Source organism: Chryseobacterium oryctis (assembly GCF_025971925.1).
GTDB lineage: Bacteria > Bacteroidota > Bacteroidia > Flavobacteriales > Weeksellaceae > Chryseobacterium > Chryseobacterium oryctis.
The window spans coordinates 585,629-602,871 of the sequence record NZ_JAPDHV010000001.1; the positions used below are offsets into that span (position 1 = coordinate 585,629).

Below are 17,243 nucleotides of genomic sequence, written 5' to 3' on the forward strand. Positions count from 1 at the left end.
GATTAAAAAATTAATTATTGTCTTAAACAGTTTATTTACTTATACAGAAAATCATTTCCGGAGGCGGAACTGTTATTGACAAATAATGTGTATTTTCTAATCGTTTAAAATACTTTAGTTTTAATTTTAGATAAAATAAATTGAATGAATTTAACTCTCTCAACTCACAGGTAATAAGAGAATTAGAGGTTTTTATACGTTTTTTTACACGTGAAGGTATTTCAAAATTTTTCCAGGAACGTTTAGTTTTAATCGTAAAAAAGCCTGAAAACCTTAATAATGAATTAATCACCAAGTCTTTCTTGTCTATATAACAGTTATAATATTTGGTTCCATTTACCATAGTAATATTGATAACATCATAAGAAAACCCCTTCAGTACAAATTCTTTTTCTTCTTTCCAATCTGCTTCCAGTAAATCTTTTTCAGAGAAGCAAATTGTGGCAGATTTATCAATCTTATGTTTTAAAATGTTATACTGTGTCTTTTCATATACATCCTTTTTAATAAAGGCAATAAAAGGATGAATCATATTAATAAATAATACGATTAAAGGAAGAAATAAAAATATAAAGAATAATTTTTTATGCAAAAATATAAAGTGTTATTGCCTTTGAGGAATTAAATCTCCTACTGGTTCAACCGAGGTAAATTTTGGAATATCAAGTTTGTAAAGTTTCTTAGAATCTTTTACAGTATATTCTATCCAACTATTTTTTGAATTAAGATTTTGAGGGTGTTCTTTATTTCCGATGGGAGCACCAGAAGGCATATTTTCAAAATTATCTATCTGATTTTCACTTTGTAAATTACCCTTTACAGTAATCACATTTCCAGAATTAAGCTGAGTAAAATTGATATTCTCCCCTTCTGCTTTTAAAGATTTTATTATAACAATATCTTTACTGTTTTTCTTTTTTAATTTTATTGTATAGATTGCTCCTCTCACACCAGCTCTACCTCCAGACCAATCTGTTTTTTCTGCAGAAATTAAAGATACTTTATCCTGATATAATGAGGAAACTGGCGCTTTACAAGAAAACGCCAGCATCCAGAATATTATTACAAATAATTGATTGCTCATATTTTAATCATCATCACCATCAGCCTTCACTTTCCCTAACACTAAAAAGTTCCCGCTGTATACTATTTGCCCTTTAGACTCAGCTTTCAATACATAATTCCCTGGTGTAAGTCTTTGCCCAAACTCTTCGTCGGACTTTACATCTTTCTTGTTGTATACCAATCTTCCTGAACCATCAAAAATACTAATATCTACCGTATTATATTTAGAGCTATCAAATCTTAAATGTGAAATTCCTTTCGACGGATTTGGATAAATTCTAGTCATATCTTTCTTAGAACTCACTTCACCTGTTGCTAAAGTTGTTGTATTCTGTGTCGTCCATGCTCCTCTTCCGTAGGTAGAAACCAAAACCGTTTTGGTAGAAGGTCGGTAGTCAAGATTCGTAACTCTTACATTTCCTATGTTTCCTGAAATTGATGCCCATGTTGGAGAACTAGAAAGGAAATTTGTTGTTCCCCAAACTCCCATTTCTGTACCTAAAATCACTTCATTTGGATCATCGGGATTTCTTAATACCGTTCTCACCGGCATATCAGGAAGATTCCCTTCTTTATTTTGCCATGTAGATCCTCCGTCAATAGAATAGAATACACTTGTAATATTATAGTTGGACAATGTCACAATAATTTCATTTTCACTAGCACCAAATTCTATATCAGAAATTGTTCCCGTTGCAGGAGAGGTAATAGCAGTAGAAACATAAGAGGCTGTATTAGCATTCGTTATTTTGAAAATTCGCCCTAAGTTTGTTCCTACAAATAAAGTTGTAGAAGCTGTTGTGTAAGGAGAAACTTTCATCCAAGAAATCTGTTCACCAGATTGTGCTGTTCCTACTGTAACAACGTTATTCGTAAATGATGTAGCTGTAGCAGATAATCCACTCGTTCTAAAAAGGGTTAATCCTGAACGATATGAGTAGAATACATCATTTATCCTATCTAAAGCTATTTCATTTACAAAATGTCCTAAACTTCTATTAGCACTTGATATCAAATAATATGCAGAATTTGTCAATAAATAATGATAATTATTAGTGTAGCTAGAAATTTCATAGTTATCCTGATCATCATATTCTGTATACATCCCATCACCAGAAGTTGCAGCCTGACTAGTCAAGAAATTATTAGCTTGTGGTGCTCCATACAACCACCACGATCCATTATCCTGTGCACCAGCCAATAGTTCTTCATTAGCTGGAGTTTTTGTAGGATTTAACATAGCACTGTAAAATTGTGTTACATTATATCTTGTATTTCTTGCTGCAAAGCCTGTAGTTGTAGCTATATTATTTTTATTAGCAGCAAAATAAACTCCTCCATCATTTCCGAACATCATCTGATTTGTAGCATAGTTATTAAAAGGATTAAAGACTATTGCATGTTGATCCGCATGTACAGTCGAAACCTGCAAAGCAGCCATATTATTATTATTAGACCATTTTGAAATTTGAGTCCAACTAGCCCCCCCATTCGTGGATTTAAACAAGTCAATCCCTCCAATGTATACCGTATTATCATTTTGAGGATCTGCAGCAATTACCAAATCATAAAAAGATTGTCCTCTTGTAAAATCATTTGCAGGAATGCTTGTATCTGTAGCAACAGGCAATGTTACTACTGGTGAAGCATCATTTGTAGCCTGCCAAGTGGCTCCTCCATCTGTAGTTCTAGCAATACGTATAGGCTCAGAAGAAGTAGCTCCTTGCATAAAAGCATATGCCTTATTAGCATCAGTCTTAGACAATGTAAAGTTTACTCTTGAAGCTGCACTTCCTACATTATATACTTCATTAAATATCTCTCCATCAGTAGATTTGAAAATCCTACCCCCTGAATCTATATTTGAGAATCGTGAACTCTTAGTCGAAACCCAAACAGCGTTATTAGCCCCAATCTCTATCTGTTGAATAGAATACCCAGTTGTACTAGTAAGTCCTGTAGTTGTATTTAATGCTAATAAATTACTGTTTTTAGTAAATGTGGCTCCTCCGTCTGTTGACTTATATAAACCTGCCTGACTTAGTCCCTGCCATCCGTCGTTAAATGTAATACCAATGTAAGCACCGCTTACTCCAGCATAAACCTCAGAAACCCCACCATTATTTCTTACTTTTATATCATTGATATAAAAATTCCCATTTCGAACACCATTAGAAGCATAAGTCACTGGTATTGTAAAAATCTGAGACCAAGTTGTTCCACCATCAGTAGATTTCCAAATCCCTGAACCTACCGCATCACCTGTAGCTGATTCTCCTGTGCCAACATATAAAATTTGCGGATTATTAGGATCATAAGTCATACAAACAACAGATGTATTTGCCCAAAATGTACTTAATGGAGTCCATTCATTAGAATTTATTGAAGGATCTTGATTTACCCAAAGTCCTCCCGAAACCCCTCCTGCAAAAACTCTTTTACCTGTAGGATCATTAGGGTCAAACATTATTGCCCTAGTTCTTCCCCCAACACTATAAGGTCCCCTTTCAATCCAAGGTTCGTTTACTATTTTTGCCGTTGAAGAGTTTGCCCCTGAAATAAAAGACATTTGTTTAGTAGGAGCATATTTCCCTTCCGTGATATCTTTATTTACTTTTACAAGTCCTTCAAAATTAGTTCGTCCTGTAACAGGATCCATTGTTCTCTTATAATCCTCTTCATTATATAAATTAGGAGGAATTCCTGCTGCTTTTTCAAGCTTATGTTGTTTTTTAAGACCTTTCTCATATCTATTATACAAATCCTGTAAGCGTTTCTGATCGGCCTGAAGTGTATTATTCTTTTGTGCCTGTATATTTGCACTTGCACATAGTAATACTGCAAAAATATAGTATTGCTTCATTTTTTGATATTTTCAGCAAATATAATCAATCATTATGCAAAAAATATAAAAAAAACAGAAAACTATTGTTAATTTCAAAACAAAACAAACAATATTCAAAACATTTAAAGAATCAATAAAAACCTTAGCGAAAAATTGTTAAAATTTATTATTACAAAAAAAATACCTCAATAATATTGAGGTATTCTTATTTTATATTAAGAAAAATCTTAAGCTTGTACGTTGTTTCCTCCTAATACGAAAGGTTCAACTTCTTTGATTTCACCAAATTGTTGTTCGTAGTTAGAGATATTTTGCTGAAGAGCTGAAAGAACTCTTTTAGCGTGAAGTGGAGCAAGAATGATTCTTGATCTTACTTTAGCTTGTTGTACACCTGGCATTAATTGGATAAAATCTACAACGAATTCAGATGGAGAGTGGTTTACTAATGCTAAGTTTGCATATACTCCAGCAGCTACCATTTCGTTTAATTCGATGTTGATGTTTCCGTCTTGTGGATTTTGATTGTTGTCCATTGTTATAAATTATTTTTTTTATTCGAAATTTTGAGGTTGTGAAAATATAAAAATAATCTCAAACCTCAAATTTCCGAATCATTAATTTTAGTTAAGGTCTTCAAATTCTTTTTTAGAACCTACGATTACATTTTGATACTCTTTAAGACCCGTACCTGCAGGAATTCTATGTCCTACAATTACATTTTCTTTAAGACCACTTAAGTAATCTACTTTTCCTGCTACCGCAGCTTCATTAAGAACTTTAGTTGTTTCCTGGAATGATGCCGCAGACATGAATGATTTAGTTTGAAGAGCAGCTCTTGTAATACCTTGAAGTACAGGTGTTGCTGTAGCCGGTAATGCTTCTCTTACTTCCACTAAATTCAAGTCTTCACGTTTCAATTTAGAATTTTCATCTCTTAATTCTCTTGCAGTAATCATTTGTCCTGGCTTGAATTCTTTAGAGTCTCCAGCGTCTACCACTACTTTAAGACCAAATACTCTGTTATTTTCTTCTAAGAAATCGTATTTGTGTTCTAAAGCACCTTCAAGGAATTGAGTATCACCTCCGTCAACGATTTCTACTTTAGTCATCATCTGTCTTACGATAATTTCAAAGTGTTTATCATCAATTTTTACCCCTTGTAAACGGTAAACTTCCTGAATTTCATTTACTAAGTATTCCTGAACCGCTGTTGGACCTTTAATTCTTAAGATATCGTCCGGAGTAATTGAACCATCAGAAAGTGGCGAACCTGCTCTCACGAAGTCATTCTCCTGAACCAAAATCTGATTAGAAAGTTTTACTAAGTAAATTTTTCTTTCACCAGTTTTAGCTTCAACGATAAGTTCACGGTTACCTCTCTTAATTTTTCCGTAAGAAACTACCCCGTCGATTTCAGTAACAACCGCTGGGTTTGAAGGGTTTCTCGCTTCGAATAATTCGGTAACTCTCGGAAGACCTCCGGTGATATCCCCTGCCTTAGCAGATTTTCTTGGGATTTTGATTAAGACTTTACCAGCCTTAATTTTTTCACCATCGTTTACCATCAAGTGGGCTCCTACAGGTAAGTTGTATGCTTTTTGCTCAACTCCTTTAGAATCTACTACTTTCAATGTAGGTACAGCCTTCTTATTTCTAGATTCAGAGATTACTTTCTCTTCGAATCCTGTTTGTTCGTCAATCTCCAATTGGAATGAAACCCCTTGGATAATATCTTCATATTCTACCTTACCAGAAGTTTCTGCAATGATAACCGCATTATACGGATCCCACTTACAGATAACATCTCCTTTCTTCACTTTATCACCTGGTTTTACAGATAATATCGAACCGTAAGGTACGTTAGCTACCATTAATGGCGTTCTTGCATCATTATCAGCAACTAATCTGAATTCCGTAGAACGAGATACTACTACCTCAGCAGTATTACCATTTTCATCTTCAGAAGTAATAGTTCTTACTTCATCCATTTCAACGATACCATCTCTTCTTGCTACGATTGAAGGGTTTTCTGATACGTTTCCTGCGGTACCCCCTTGGTGGAAAGTTCTCAACGTAAGCTGAGTTCCTGGTTCCCCAATTGACTGTGCTGCAATTACACCTACCGCTTCACCCATATGAATCATCTTACCTGTTGCAAGGTTTCTACCATAACATTTAGCACAGATACCTTTTTTAGCTTCACAAGTCAGTGGTGAACGAACTTCAACACCTTCTATACCAGCTTCTTCAATTCTCTTAGCTAATTCTTCTGTAATTACCTGATCTGCTTCAGCAATTAATTCATCTGTTTCAGGATCATAAATATTATGAAGAGAAACTCTACCTAAAATTCTTTCAGAGATTTTTTCAACAATCTCATCATTTTTCTTAAGTGCAGTAACTTCAGTACCTCTTAAAGTACCACAATCATCTTCTGTAACGATAACGTCTTGTGCAACGTCTACCAATCTTCTCGTTAAGTAACCTGCATCGGCAGTCTTAAGAGCGGTATCCGCAAGACCTTTACGAGCACCGTGAGTAGAGATAAAGTATTCTAAGATAGAAAGACCTTCTTTAAAGTTTGCAAGAATCGGGTTTTCGATGATTTCCGCGCCGGTAGATCCAGCTTTTTGCGGTTTTGCCATCAAACCTCTCATCCCTGATAACTGACGAATCTGCTCTTTAGAACCCCTCGCTCCAGAGTCAAGCATCATATATACAGAGTTGAAACCACCTTGGTCAGATTTCATTCTGCTCATGATCATTTCTGTCAATGATGCATTGGTATTAGTCCAAACGTCAATTACCTGGTTATAACGTTCTGTATCTGTAATTAGACCCATGTTATAGTTAGCTCTAATTTCATCCACAGTTTCGATAGATTGTGCAATCATCTGCTTTTTCTCAGCAGGAACCACAATATCACCAAGAGAGAACGAAAGACCACCTTTGAATGCATTTGAATAACCTAAGTTTTTCATATCATCCAAGAACTTCACTGTTGTAGGGAAGTCTGTATCTGCAAGGATTCTACCAATAACGTTTCTTAATGACTTTTTCGTCAATAATTCGTTGATATATCCTACTTGTTTAGGTACAATCTGATTAAATAAAATTCTACCAACAGAAGTTTCAATCAATCTTGTTACTAATTCTCCGTTTTCTTTGATAGGAAGTTTACATCTTACTTTAGCGTTAAGAGAAACTTTTCCTTCAGCATAAGCAATTTCTGCTTCTTCTGGAGAGTAGAATGCAAGACCTTCACCTTTCACTTTCATATCTTCTGTAGAGCTTAATTCTTTAGTCATGAAATAAAGACCAAGAACCATGTCCTGAGAAGGTACTGTAATAGGAGAACCATTTGCAGGGTTCAAGATATTTTGAGAACCTAACATCAATAACTGAGCTTCAAGGATCGCTTCAGGACCTAACGGTAAGTGTACCGCCATCTGGTCACCATCGAAATCGGCGTTGAAGGCTGTTGTTACTAATGGGTGTAGCTGGATTGCCTTACCTTCGATCATCTTAGGTTGGAAAGCCTGAATACCCAGTCTGTGAAGCGTAGGTGCTCTGTTCAGTAGAACAGGGTGACCTTTCATCACATTTTCAAGGATATCATAAACTACAGGTTCTTTTCTATCAATGATTCTTTTTGCAGATTTTACCGTTTTTACAATTCCTCTTTCAATTAGTTTTCTAATGATAAATGGTTTGTAAAGTTCCGCAGCCATATCTTTAGGAATACCACATTCGTGAAGCTGTAAGTTTGGACCAACAACAATTACCGAACGCGCAGAGTAATCAACCCTTTTCCCTAATAAGTTCTGACGGAAACGACCTTGCTTACCTTTCAATGAATCTGAAAGAGATTTCAATGGTCTGTTTGATTCAGATTTTACTGCAGAAGATTTTCTTGTATTATCGAATAATGAATCTACTGATTCCTGAAGCATACGCTTCTCGTTTCTCAAGATTACTTCCGGAGCTTTAATCTCCAATAATCTCTTCAAACGGTTGTTTCTGATAATAACTCTTCTGTAAAGGTCATTCAAATCTGAAGTTGCGAAACGTCCTCCATCCAATGGAACCAATGGTCTTAATTCTGGTGGTATAACAGGAAGCACACGCATAATCATCCACTCTGGTCTGTTGATCATTCTTGTATTAGCACCTCTTAATGCTTCTACAACGTTCAATCTCTTAAGAGCTTCTGTTCTTCTTTGTTTAGACCCTTCATTGTGAGCTTTGTGTCTCAATTCGAAAGATAGAGCATCAAGATCAATTCTCTTTAATAATTCTTCAACAGCTTCAGCACCCATTTTAGCGATGAATTTGTTTGGATCAGAATCATCAAGATATTGGTTCTCAATTGGAAGAGTTTCCATAATATCTAGGTACTCTTCTTCAGTTAAGAATTCCATGCTTTCAAAATCAGAACCATCTAATTTTTTAGCAATACCTTGTTGAATAACTACATATCTTTCATAATAGATAATCATATCCAATTTCTTGGAAGGAATACCTAAAAGGTAACCGATTTTGTTTGGTAAAGAACGGAAATACCAGATATGAGCAATAGGAACAACAAGATTGATGTGCCCAATTCTCTCTCTTCTTACTTTCTTTTCTGTAACCTCTACACCACAACGGTCACAAACGATACCTTTATAACGGATTCTCTTATATTTTCCGCAGGCACATTCGTAATCCTTGATAGGACCGAAGATTTTTTCACAGAACAAACCATCTCTTTCAGGCTTATGCGTTCTGTAGTTAATAGTTTCCGGTTTTAAAACCTCCCCTCTTGAATCCTGAAGAATAGACTCAGGAGAAGCTAAACCGATGGTTATTTTATTAAATCTACTTGATTTATTTTTATTTGACATTTGTTAGATTTTAAATTTTAGATTTTAGATTTTAGATTAACTCTTTGAATACTTCTATTCAAGATTTATAATTTAAAATTTAAAATTATTCTTCAAGTCTTACATCAAGTCCAAGACCTTGTAACTCGTGAAGTAATACATTGAAAGATTCCGGAATACCAGGTTCTGGCATAGATTCTCCTTTTGCAATTGCTTCATAAGTTTTTGCTCTACCAATCACGTCATCAGACTTCACAGTTAAGATTTCTCTCAAGATGTTAGACGCTCCGAATGCTTCAAGAGCCCAAACCTCCATCTCTCCGAATCTCTGACCTCCAAACTGAGCTTTACCTCCTAATGGCTGCTGAGTAATCAATGAATAAGGACCGATAGAACGTGCGTGCATTTTGTCATCAACCATGTGTCCTAATTTCAACATGTAAATTACCCCTACTGTAGCTGGCTGAGTAAATCTTTCTCCTGTACCACCGTCATAAAGGTGAGTATTACCAAATTTCGGAAGACCAGCTTTGTCTGTATATTCAGTAATTTGCTCAAGAGTAGCTCCGTCGAAGATAGGTGTCGCGAACTTCAATCCTAATTTTTGACCTGCCCATCCAAGAACAGTTTCATAAATCTGACCGATGTTCATACGAGAAGGTACCCCAAGTGGATTCAATACGATATCTACTGGTGTTCCGTCTTCTAAGAATGGCATATCTTCTTCACGAACGATTCTCGAAACGATACCTTTGTTACCGTGACGACCCGCCATTTTATCTCCTACATTTAGTTTACGTTTTTTAGCAATGTAAACTTTAGCCAATTTCATGATACCTGCAGGAAGCTCATCTCCGATTGAAATTGCAAATTTCTCACGGTTTTTAACTCCTTGAATATCATTGTATCTGATTTTATAATTATGAATTAATTGCTTGATTAATTCATTTTTATCGTTATCAACCGTCCAGTCGGAACCGCTAACGTTTACATAATCTTCAACTGAAGTCAATAATTTGTGAGTGAATTTCACACCTTTACCGATAATTTCTTCATCTAAATCGTTAGTTACACCTTGAGATGTTTTACCAGATACTAGAGTATTTAATTTTTCGATTAATGTATTTCTCAACTCATCAAACTTAGCCTTGTAAGTGTTTTCAATTTCTTCAAGCTTAAGTTTTTCTTCAGTTCTTTTCTTTTTATCCTTAATATTTCTAGAGAACAATTTCTTGTTGATAACAACACCTCTCAATGATGAATCCGCTTTCAATGAAGCATCTTTTACATCACCAGCTTTGTCACCAAAGATAGCTCTAAGAAGTTTTTCTTCCGGAGTCGGGTCTGATTCTCCTTTTGGAGTAATCTTACCAATCATGATATCACCAGGCTTTACTTCAGCACCGATTCTGATCATACCGTTCTCGTCAAGATCTTTAGTAGCTTCTTCAGAAACGTTAGGAATATCTGCTGTAAGCTCTTCCATACCCAATTTGGTATCACGAACTTCAAGAGAATATTCATCTACGTGAATTGAAGTAAACCAGTCTTCACGAACAACTTTTTCATTGATTACGATCGCATCCTCGAAGTTGTATCCTTTCCAAGGCATGAAGGCAACCACTAAGTTTCTACCAAGAGCTAATTCTCCGTTTTCAGTAGCATAACCATCACAAAGTACTTGCCCTTTTTCTACCACATCACCTACTCTTACGTTTGGTCTCAATGTGATAGTTGTACTTTGGTTAGTTTTTCTAAACTTAGTAAGGTTATATGTTTTAGTAGCAGATTCGAATGATACTAAATCTTCGTCTTCACTTCTTTCATATTTAATAACAATTTTGTCAGCATCTACATATTCTACAGTACCTGTACCCTCAGCGTTGATCAAAATTCTAGAATCTCTTGCAACTTGTTGCTCAAGCCCTGTACCTACAATTGGAGCTTGTGGCTTCAATAAAGGAACGGCCTGACGCATCATGTTTGATCCCATCAATGCACGGTTCGCATCATCATGTTCTAGGAACGGAATCAATGAAGCTGAAATACCAGAAATCTGGTTTGGAGCAACATCTATTAGGTTAACTTCAGAAGGCTCTACAACCGGATAGTCACCATCTAATCTAGCGATAATTCTATCAGTTTCGAAATTACCTTCATCATTCAACTCAACGTTTGCCTGTGCAATTACTTTATCTTCTTCATCTTCTGCATTTAGATAAATAGGATCTGCATGTAAATCTACTTTTCCGTTTTCTACTTTTCTATATGGAGTTTCGATGAAACCTAAAGTATTGATTTTAGCATAAATACCTAAAGAAGAGATCAAACCGATGTTTGGTCCTTCCGGAGTTTCAATCGGACAAATTCTTCCGTAGTGAGTATGGTGAACGTCTCGAACCTCGAAACCTGCTCTTTCTCTTGATAAACCACCAGGTCCTAGTGCAGAAAGTCTACGCTTGTGCGTAATTTCTGACAATGGATTGGTTTGATCCATAAACTGAGAAAGCTGGTTTGTTCCGAAGAATGAGTTGATTACTGATGTTAACGTTTTAGCATTAACCAAATCAAGAGGAGTAAAGATTTCGTTATCTCTAACGTTCATTCTTTCTTTAATTGTTCTTGCAATTCTAGAAAGACCTACTCCGAACTGACCTGCTAATTGCTCACCAACAGTTTTAATTCTTCTGTTTGATAAGTGATCAATATCATCAACCTCTGCTTTAGAGTTTACCAATTCAATTAAGTGTCTTACAATAGCAATGATATCTTCTTTTGTAAGAACTTCAGTTGTAGTTGGAATATTAAGACCTAATTTTTTATTTAATCTGTAACGACCAACTTCCCCAAGAGAATATCTTTGCTCTGAGAAGAATAATTTTTCAATAATTCCTCTTGCAGTTTCTTCATCAGGTGGATCTGCGTTTCTTAACTGACGATAGATATATTCTACCGCTTCTTTTTCTGAGTTAGTAGGGTCTTTTTGTAATGTATTCTGGATGATAGAGAATTCATTAGAATTTTCTTTGTGAATCAAGATAGACTTCACACCAGCATCAAGAATAAGATCTAAATGTTCTTTTTCAAGAACAGTTTCTCTATCTAAGATAATTTCATTTCTTTCAATAGAAACAACCTCACCCGTATCTTCATCTACGAAATCTTCGAACCAAGTGTTCAAAACTCTCGCAGCTAATATTCTTCCTTCAACTTTTTTAAGGGCAGCTTTAGAAACTTTTACTTCTTCAGCTAAATCGAAAATCTGAAGGATATCCTTATCAGATTCATAACCGATAGCTCTCAATAAAGTAGTTAATGGTAATTTTTTCTTACGGTCGATATAAGCGTACATTACGCTGTTGATATCCGTTGTAAATTCCATCCAAGATCCTTTGAAAGGGATAATTCTTGAATAGTAAAGTTTAGTTCCGTTTGCGTGGTAAGTTTGTCCGAAGAACACACCAGGCGAACGGTGTAACTGCGTAACAATAACTCTTTCAGCACCGTTGATGATGAAAGATCCACTAGGTGTCATGTAAGGAACCGGTCCTAAATATACATCCTGAACCACAGTTTGGAAATCTTCGTGCTCAGGGTCTGTACAATACAATTTAAGCCTTGCTTTAAGAGGTACGGAATACGTCAATCCTCTTTCCACACACTCATCAATAGAATAACGTGGTGAATCTACCAAATAATCTAAAAACTCCAATACGAATTGGTTTCTAGAATCGGTAATCGGGAAGTTCTCCTGGAAAGTCTTATACAAACCTTCGTTTGTTCTGTCTTCAGGAAGGGTATCTAGCTGGAAAAACTCACTAAAAGACTGAATTTGGATATCCAAAAAGTCCGGTGTAATAATTTTTCCTTTCGCTGAAGAGAAATTAACTCTCTGATTCCCCCTAGTTGTTGCTGTTGTTTTACTCATAAAACTTTTAAGAAAGGGTTAAAAAATATTTTGATTAAAAAAATATCAGAAGAAATAAAAGATATTTAAACATAAAACAAGAATTAAATAAAGAAAATTTTGGCGCAATTATCGGTCTTTATTCCTGATTTACATTATAAAAGTCTTTTAATCAACTTCTAACTGCAACACTGGTATATCTTTTCACAGCGTAATGCAAAATATTTTTATTTCTTTTAGGCAAGACTTGCCATAACATCTACATACGAGAAAGCCCCCTTCATTTCCATGAAAGAGTTGACTCACAGTATTTTATAGATTTACAAACAATTTTTCGCGCCAAAAGAGTTGCAAAGATACAAAGAATATTATTAATTCACAAATTAAATACTCTCATTTTTAAGACATTAAATATTCTAAAATGAAAAGACCACCCTTTCGGATGGTCTTTCTGTAGAAAAAGTTTTTAATTTATTTTACTAAAACTTTGTAAGATTTTACAGTTGATTTAGTTTCTATTTTGATAATATATAAACCTGTAGGCAATGAAGATGTATTTACCTCTGTATTACTTGTAAACTTACCAGTTTTCACCAATTGCCCTTGAGCAGAGAATACTGTATAAGTTCCTTCTTCAGCAGATTTAATATTAAGATTTTCACCAGCTTTTACAGGGTTCGGATAAACTTTAATATCATTAGCCGCCTCAACAACCCCAGACGCTCTATCAGTATCTACCTTGGTAGAGGTTTTAGAATAAGAAGCATACGGAGAAAGCGGTGAATTCGGAGCCCCTCTTCTAACAAGATCAGTATCCACAACCGCCTGAATACCATCTCTATCCAAATCGTTTATTCTTGAAATAAATCCAGCTCCCAAATCATCTAAATCAGATTTACCAATTGCATACAAATCAAATTCAACTCCATTTGAGTCCAAATCTATAAAGTCCGGCTTATCATCTCCATCTGTATTTTTAAGTGGGTACTTAAGAACTCCAGAATCAGGATAAGTTTCTAAAATATCCGCAATTCCGTTCTTTCCTACAGGAACATTGCTGTCTATAACGCCATTTTTATCCTTATCAATCTGATTGATTATTGAAACAGGGATACCTGATTCAAATAAATCTAAAACTCCATCATTATCAGAATCCAAATCTAAATAACTAGAGATACCATCACCCAATACTTCAACAGGACCATATACTCCATCAATATCATCATCTTCAAATTTACCATTTCCATTAAGATCTTCTATAGAATCCGGAATACCATCATTATCAGAATCTAAATCACACGCATCAACAATACCGTCTCCATCTGAATCAATTATAGGAGATTTATCATTCACAGCAGAGCATCCTTCCGCACAATCAGGAATACCATTTCCGTTCTCATCAATACTATCATCCCCATTAGGACAAAGATCAAAGCAGTTTGGCACCCCATCATTATCATCATCTTTGCTTGCAAAGGCATTATAGATATAGTAATTTTGAGGAAAACGAATACCTGTACCACTATAAAAAGTAATCTTCATGCGGTTAAACGGTTTTGTAGCCTTACCTCCCACATAAAACTTATTAGAATTAGTTGTTAATAAATTTTTACTAAAAAGACTCCCTGAACCTTTAAAAGTTTCAGTTAAAATATTACCATTGTAGAGTGAAACCGTAATATTCTCTAAAATCCCCACTCCGGCTAAGTTCGCTGCTTTTTCTAAAGTAAATCCGGCAAATGTATTTTTAGGAAGCAAACCATTCGTACCTACTGTAACATACGCAGAGTAAATACTCAATAACGAAGCAGCAGGAATAGTTGCCGTTGCATAATTAGATGTATTAGCATCTACAATCGCTTCTGGATTTATCATTTTAGACAAAATAAGACCAAATATCCCAGGACCTGAATTCCAGCTTGATCCATTTACCAGACCTCCAGAAATTGCCGAGCCACTAGTTTGTATTTTATCATCACATTCACAAGTTACAGGCTCTTCAAATGCATAATATACTTTAAGACTTCCTAAATTTACACCCAACGTTTGCGATACTCTTAAACGAACTTCATTGAACGGTTTTGTTGTTTTAAGCGATAGCTTTTGTTTAGCAGAACCAAAACTTAATATTTTAACATTGATTAAACCTCCGACATCAGATAATGTTTTAGAATCCTGTAACTTACCATATAAGTAAGTTTCAATACTAATATTTTTCAAAAACTCAGAACTCAACCATTTCCCTTCATCATCAGGAGAAATAACGAACCCAGCCCTATTCCCTGCAGGATAAACTTGACTCTTATCCATAACACCTACTGAATAAGATCCTAACACCCCAACAGGAAGAACAATTGATCCGTAAGAATTTTTATTTCCATCTCCTATTTTATCTTTGTTTACAACATACGAAAGAGGTGAAATAAAATTACTACTTGCAGATATATTACCATCTACCCCACTTCCTGCAATAATGTCATCACAAATACCGTTATTTTCAGAAGGCATCTTATTTGGATCAAACGCAAAGGCATAATAGATATTCATTTTTCCAAATAATGAAGTTTTACTGATTTGATACATTCTCACTTCATCAAACTCTCTAGATGTTTTAAAATGAAAAAAAATCCTGTTATATGTACCCCCAAAAGCAGGAGCTGCCAACAAAGAAGTACTGGAACTAGACTCTTGCAAAACCCCAGCTTTGTACGTACTGATTACTAATGAACTCAAGAAATTAGTCGTTAAAGGGCTAGTTCCCAAATCGACATTAAAACCTGTAATATACCCAGCTGGATAAGTATGGTTTGTATTTTTCACAGAAACCCCGTTTCCACTTACAAAAGTGAAAAAGTTCCCCATACTTACTTTATTATCCAAATTTGAATCTATTAGAGGAGTAAGGCTTCCACTATAGCAGCCTACACAAATCAACCCTCCTTTCAAAGCTTTCGCCTCCGTTCCGATACCTCGAATCGGTACATACCCCTGCGCTAACGCAGACACAGACATAACCAGTGTCATAAACACCAATGCCAATCTTTCAAATAATTTTCTTGTCATTTTTTTGTTTTTTAAAAATTAAATGTATTTACATGTATCTAAAGTTTTTCATTTATAGACTAGCCCAAGTGTAAGAACTTCCCGATTTTTTACATCCCAAAAAAGAACCACTACTACCAGATTCAACATAAACGACAGTCCCTGCATCAGACGAAGAACAGGCTGAACCATGTGTAATCTGTGAAGTACTTGTATTTGTATTTATCTGAATCCCCTTACTTATTTCCAAATCTGCAATATTTGAAGTGCTTGGATCTACATTAATCCCAACATCTGTAAAAGGAGTACCCTCCTCTGCTTGCCCCATAAAATAATGAGTCTTATTAGCAAACAATGTCTGATCTCCTTTTGTTGTTTTTCCACTAAATCCTATCCCCATTGAACTCCCAGTACCACTAATGTTCATGCCATTTCCAAAAGCATAATTATTTGTAGTAACAACATTATTTGATCCATATGCATACCCTCCTTTAGAAGCATCATTAGCATATCCTACCGCTACCGCAGCAGAACTACCTGTTTTATTATTTGCCCCAAAAGCATAATTAGTTGATAAATTAGCCGTATTACCCGTTCCGAAAACTTTTCCTCCTCCTGTAACCGTATTTTCCTGACCAATAGCAACAGCCGGAAAGTCAGCAGCAGTAGCTTCTGCTTTATTATTTCGACCCAATGCTATATTATTTGAAGTAGAGTTTATAGTATTACCACTTCCCCAAGACAATACAGATGCATTTTCACCACCACCCATTAAGCCTCCTGAAGTATCAAGCACCGCATGGGTTTTATTACCTGTTACAATTACAAAATTATCAGACGTTCCTTTTGTTCCAATATAATTTTTAGAAACCGGAGCAGTACCTAAAACCTCTGCAGAAGTAACCACTTCACTGTCAAGATTCCCCACAATTCGCCAATTTGTACCGGCTTTTTCTCCTATCATTCTCGCCCATTTAGAACCATCAAAATAGTAATACCCTGATGTGGTTACGTCAATTGTTTGCCCTGCTGGAGCAGAATCTGCAACCGTCACATATACAATAGCGCCTTCCTGTTCCCCAGTATAAATCTTCTGCCTTAGTTCACTTCCCGTTATTCTTGGAGCTATAATTCCATCCAACACAGTAGAAACCGTTGGACTTCCCACAACATCTAATGTTGCCTTTGGTTGAATTGTATTAATGCCAACTTGTGCATTTGCATGAAATATCCCAACGCACATTACCGTTAGTACCCATAATTTTTTTTTCATTTTAAAGATGTATTTGTTGTTGTTAAATTCTTGATAATCTCTCTTACTCCATTTATTGACAGGTGAATAATCTATTTATACTGTAAAATTCTATCGTGTTTTACTCTATTAATCCCATAAATAAAACATAAAATATAATCTACTAGGAAAAGAACTCAATCTTCTCTACATAAGCTATATCTCTTTTTCAAAAAAATCACAATCCGTATCATATAATGACTCAATTTATTTACCAACCTGACTTAA

The 17,243-nt window shown here is 35.3% G+C and carries 8 protein-coding genes; all 8 read right to left on the reverse strand.

The window, feature by feature from the left end; translation table 11 throughout:
• Window positions 1-31 precede the first annotated feature (31 nt).
• A complete protein-coding gene (locus tag OH806_RS02810) occupies window positions 32-532 on the reverse strand; it encodes a hypothetical protein (protein WP_264742157.1) in 501 nt (166 codons plus the stop codon).
• 72 nt (window positions 533-604) lie between these two features.
• A complete protein-coding gene (locus OH806_RS02815) occupies window positions 605-1,084 on the reverse strand; it encodes a hypothetical protein (RefSeq protein WP_264742158.1) in 480 nt (159 codons plus the stop codon).
• A gap of 3 nt (window positions 1,085-1,087) precedes the next feature.
• A complete protein-coding gene (locus tag OH806_RS02820) occupies window positions 1,088-3,928 on the reverse strand; it encodes a T9SS type A sorting domain-containing protein (RefSeq protein WP_264742159.1) in 2,841 nt (946 codons plus the stop codon).
• 209 nt (window positions 3,929-4,137) lie between these two features.
• Entirely contained in the window at window positions 4,138-4,443 is a 306-nt protein-coding gene (locus OH806_RS02825) for a DUF3467 domain-containing protein (RefSeq protein WP_264742160.1), read from the reverse strand.
• 87 nt (window positions 4,444-4,530) lie between these two features.
• Entirely contained in the window at window positions 4,531-8,796 is a 4,266-nt protein-coding gene (gene rpoC / locus OH806_RS02830; RefSeq protein WP_264742161.1) for a DNA-directed RNA polymerase subunit beta', read from the reverse strand.
• 85 nt (window positions 8,797-8,881) lie between these two features.
• The gene (rpoB, locus tag OH806_RS02835; RefSeq protein ID WP_264742162.1) at window positions 8,882-12,703 is read right to left on the reverse strand and encodes a DNA-directed RNA polymerase subunit beta; all 3,822 of its coding nucleotides are present in this window, start codon (window positions 12,701-12,703) and stop codon (window positions 8,882-8,884) included.
• Window positions 12,704-13,153: 450 nt separating this feature from the next.
• Entirely contained in the window at window positions 13,154-15,745 is a 2,592-nt protein-coding gene (locus OH806_RS02840; protein WP_264742163.1) for a T9SS type A sorting domain-containing protein, read from the reverse strand.
• Window positions 15,746-15,797: 52 nt separating this feature from the next.
• Window positions 15,798-16,997: a hypothetical protein gene (locus OH806_RS02845; protein WP_264742164.1), complete on the reverse strand. Its 1,200-nt coding sequence runs from the start codon at window positions 16,995-16,997 to the stop codon at window positions 15,798-15,800.
• Between the last annotated feature and the right edge of the window lie 246 nt (window positions 16,998-17,243).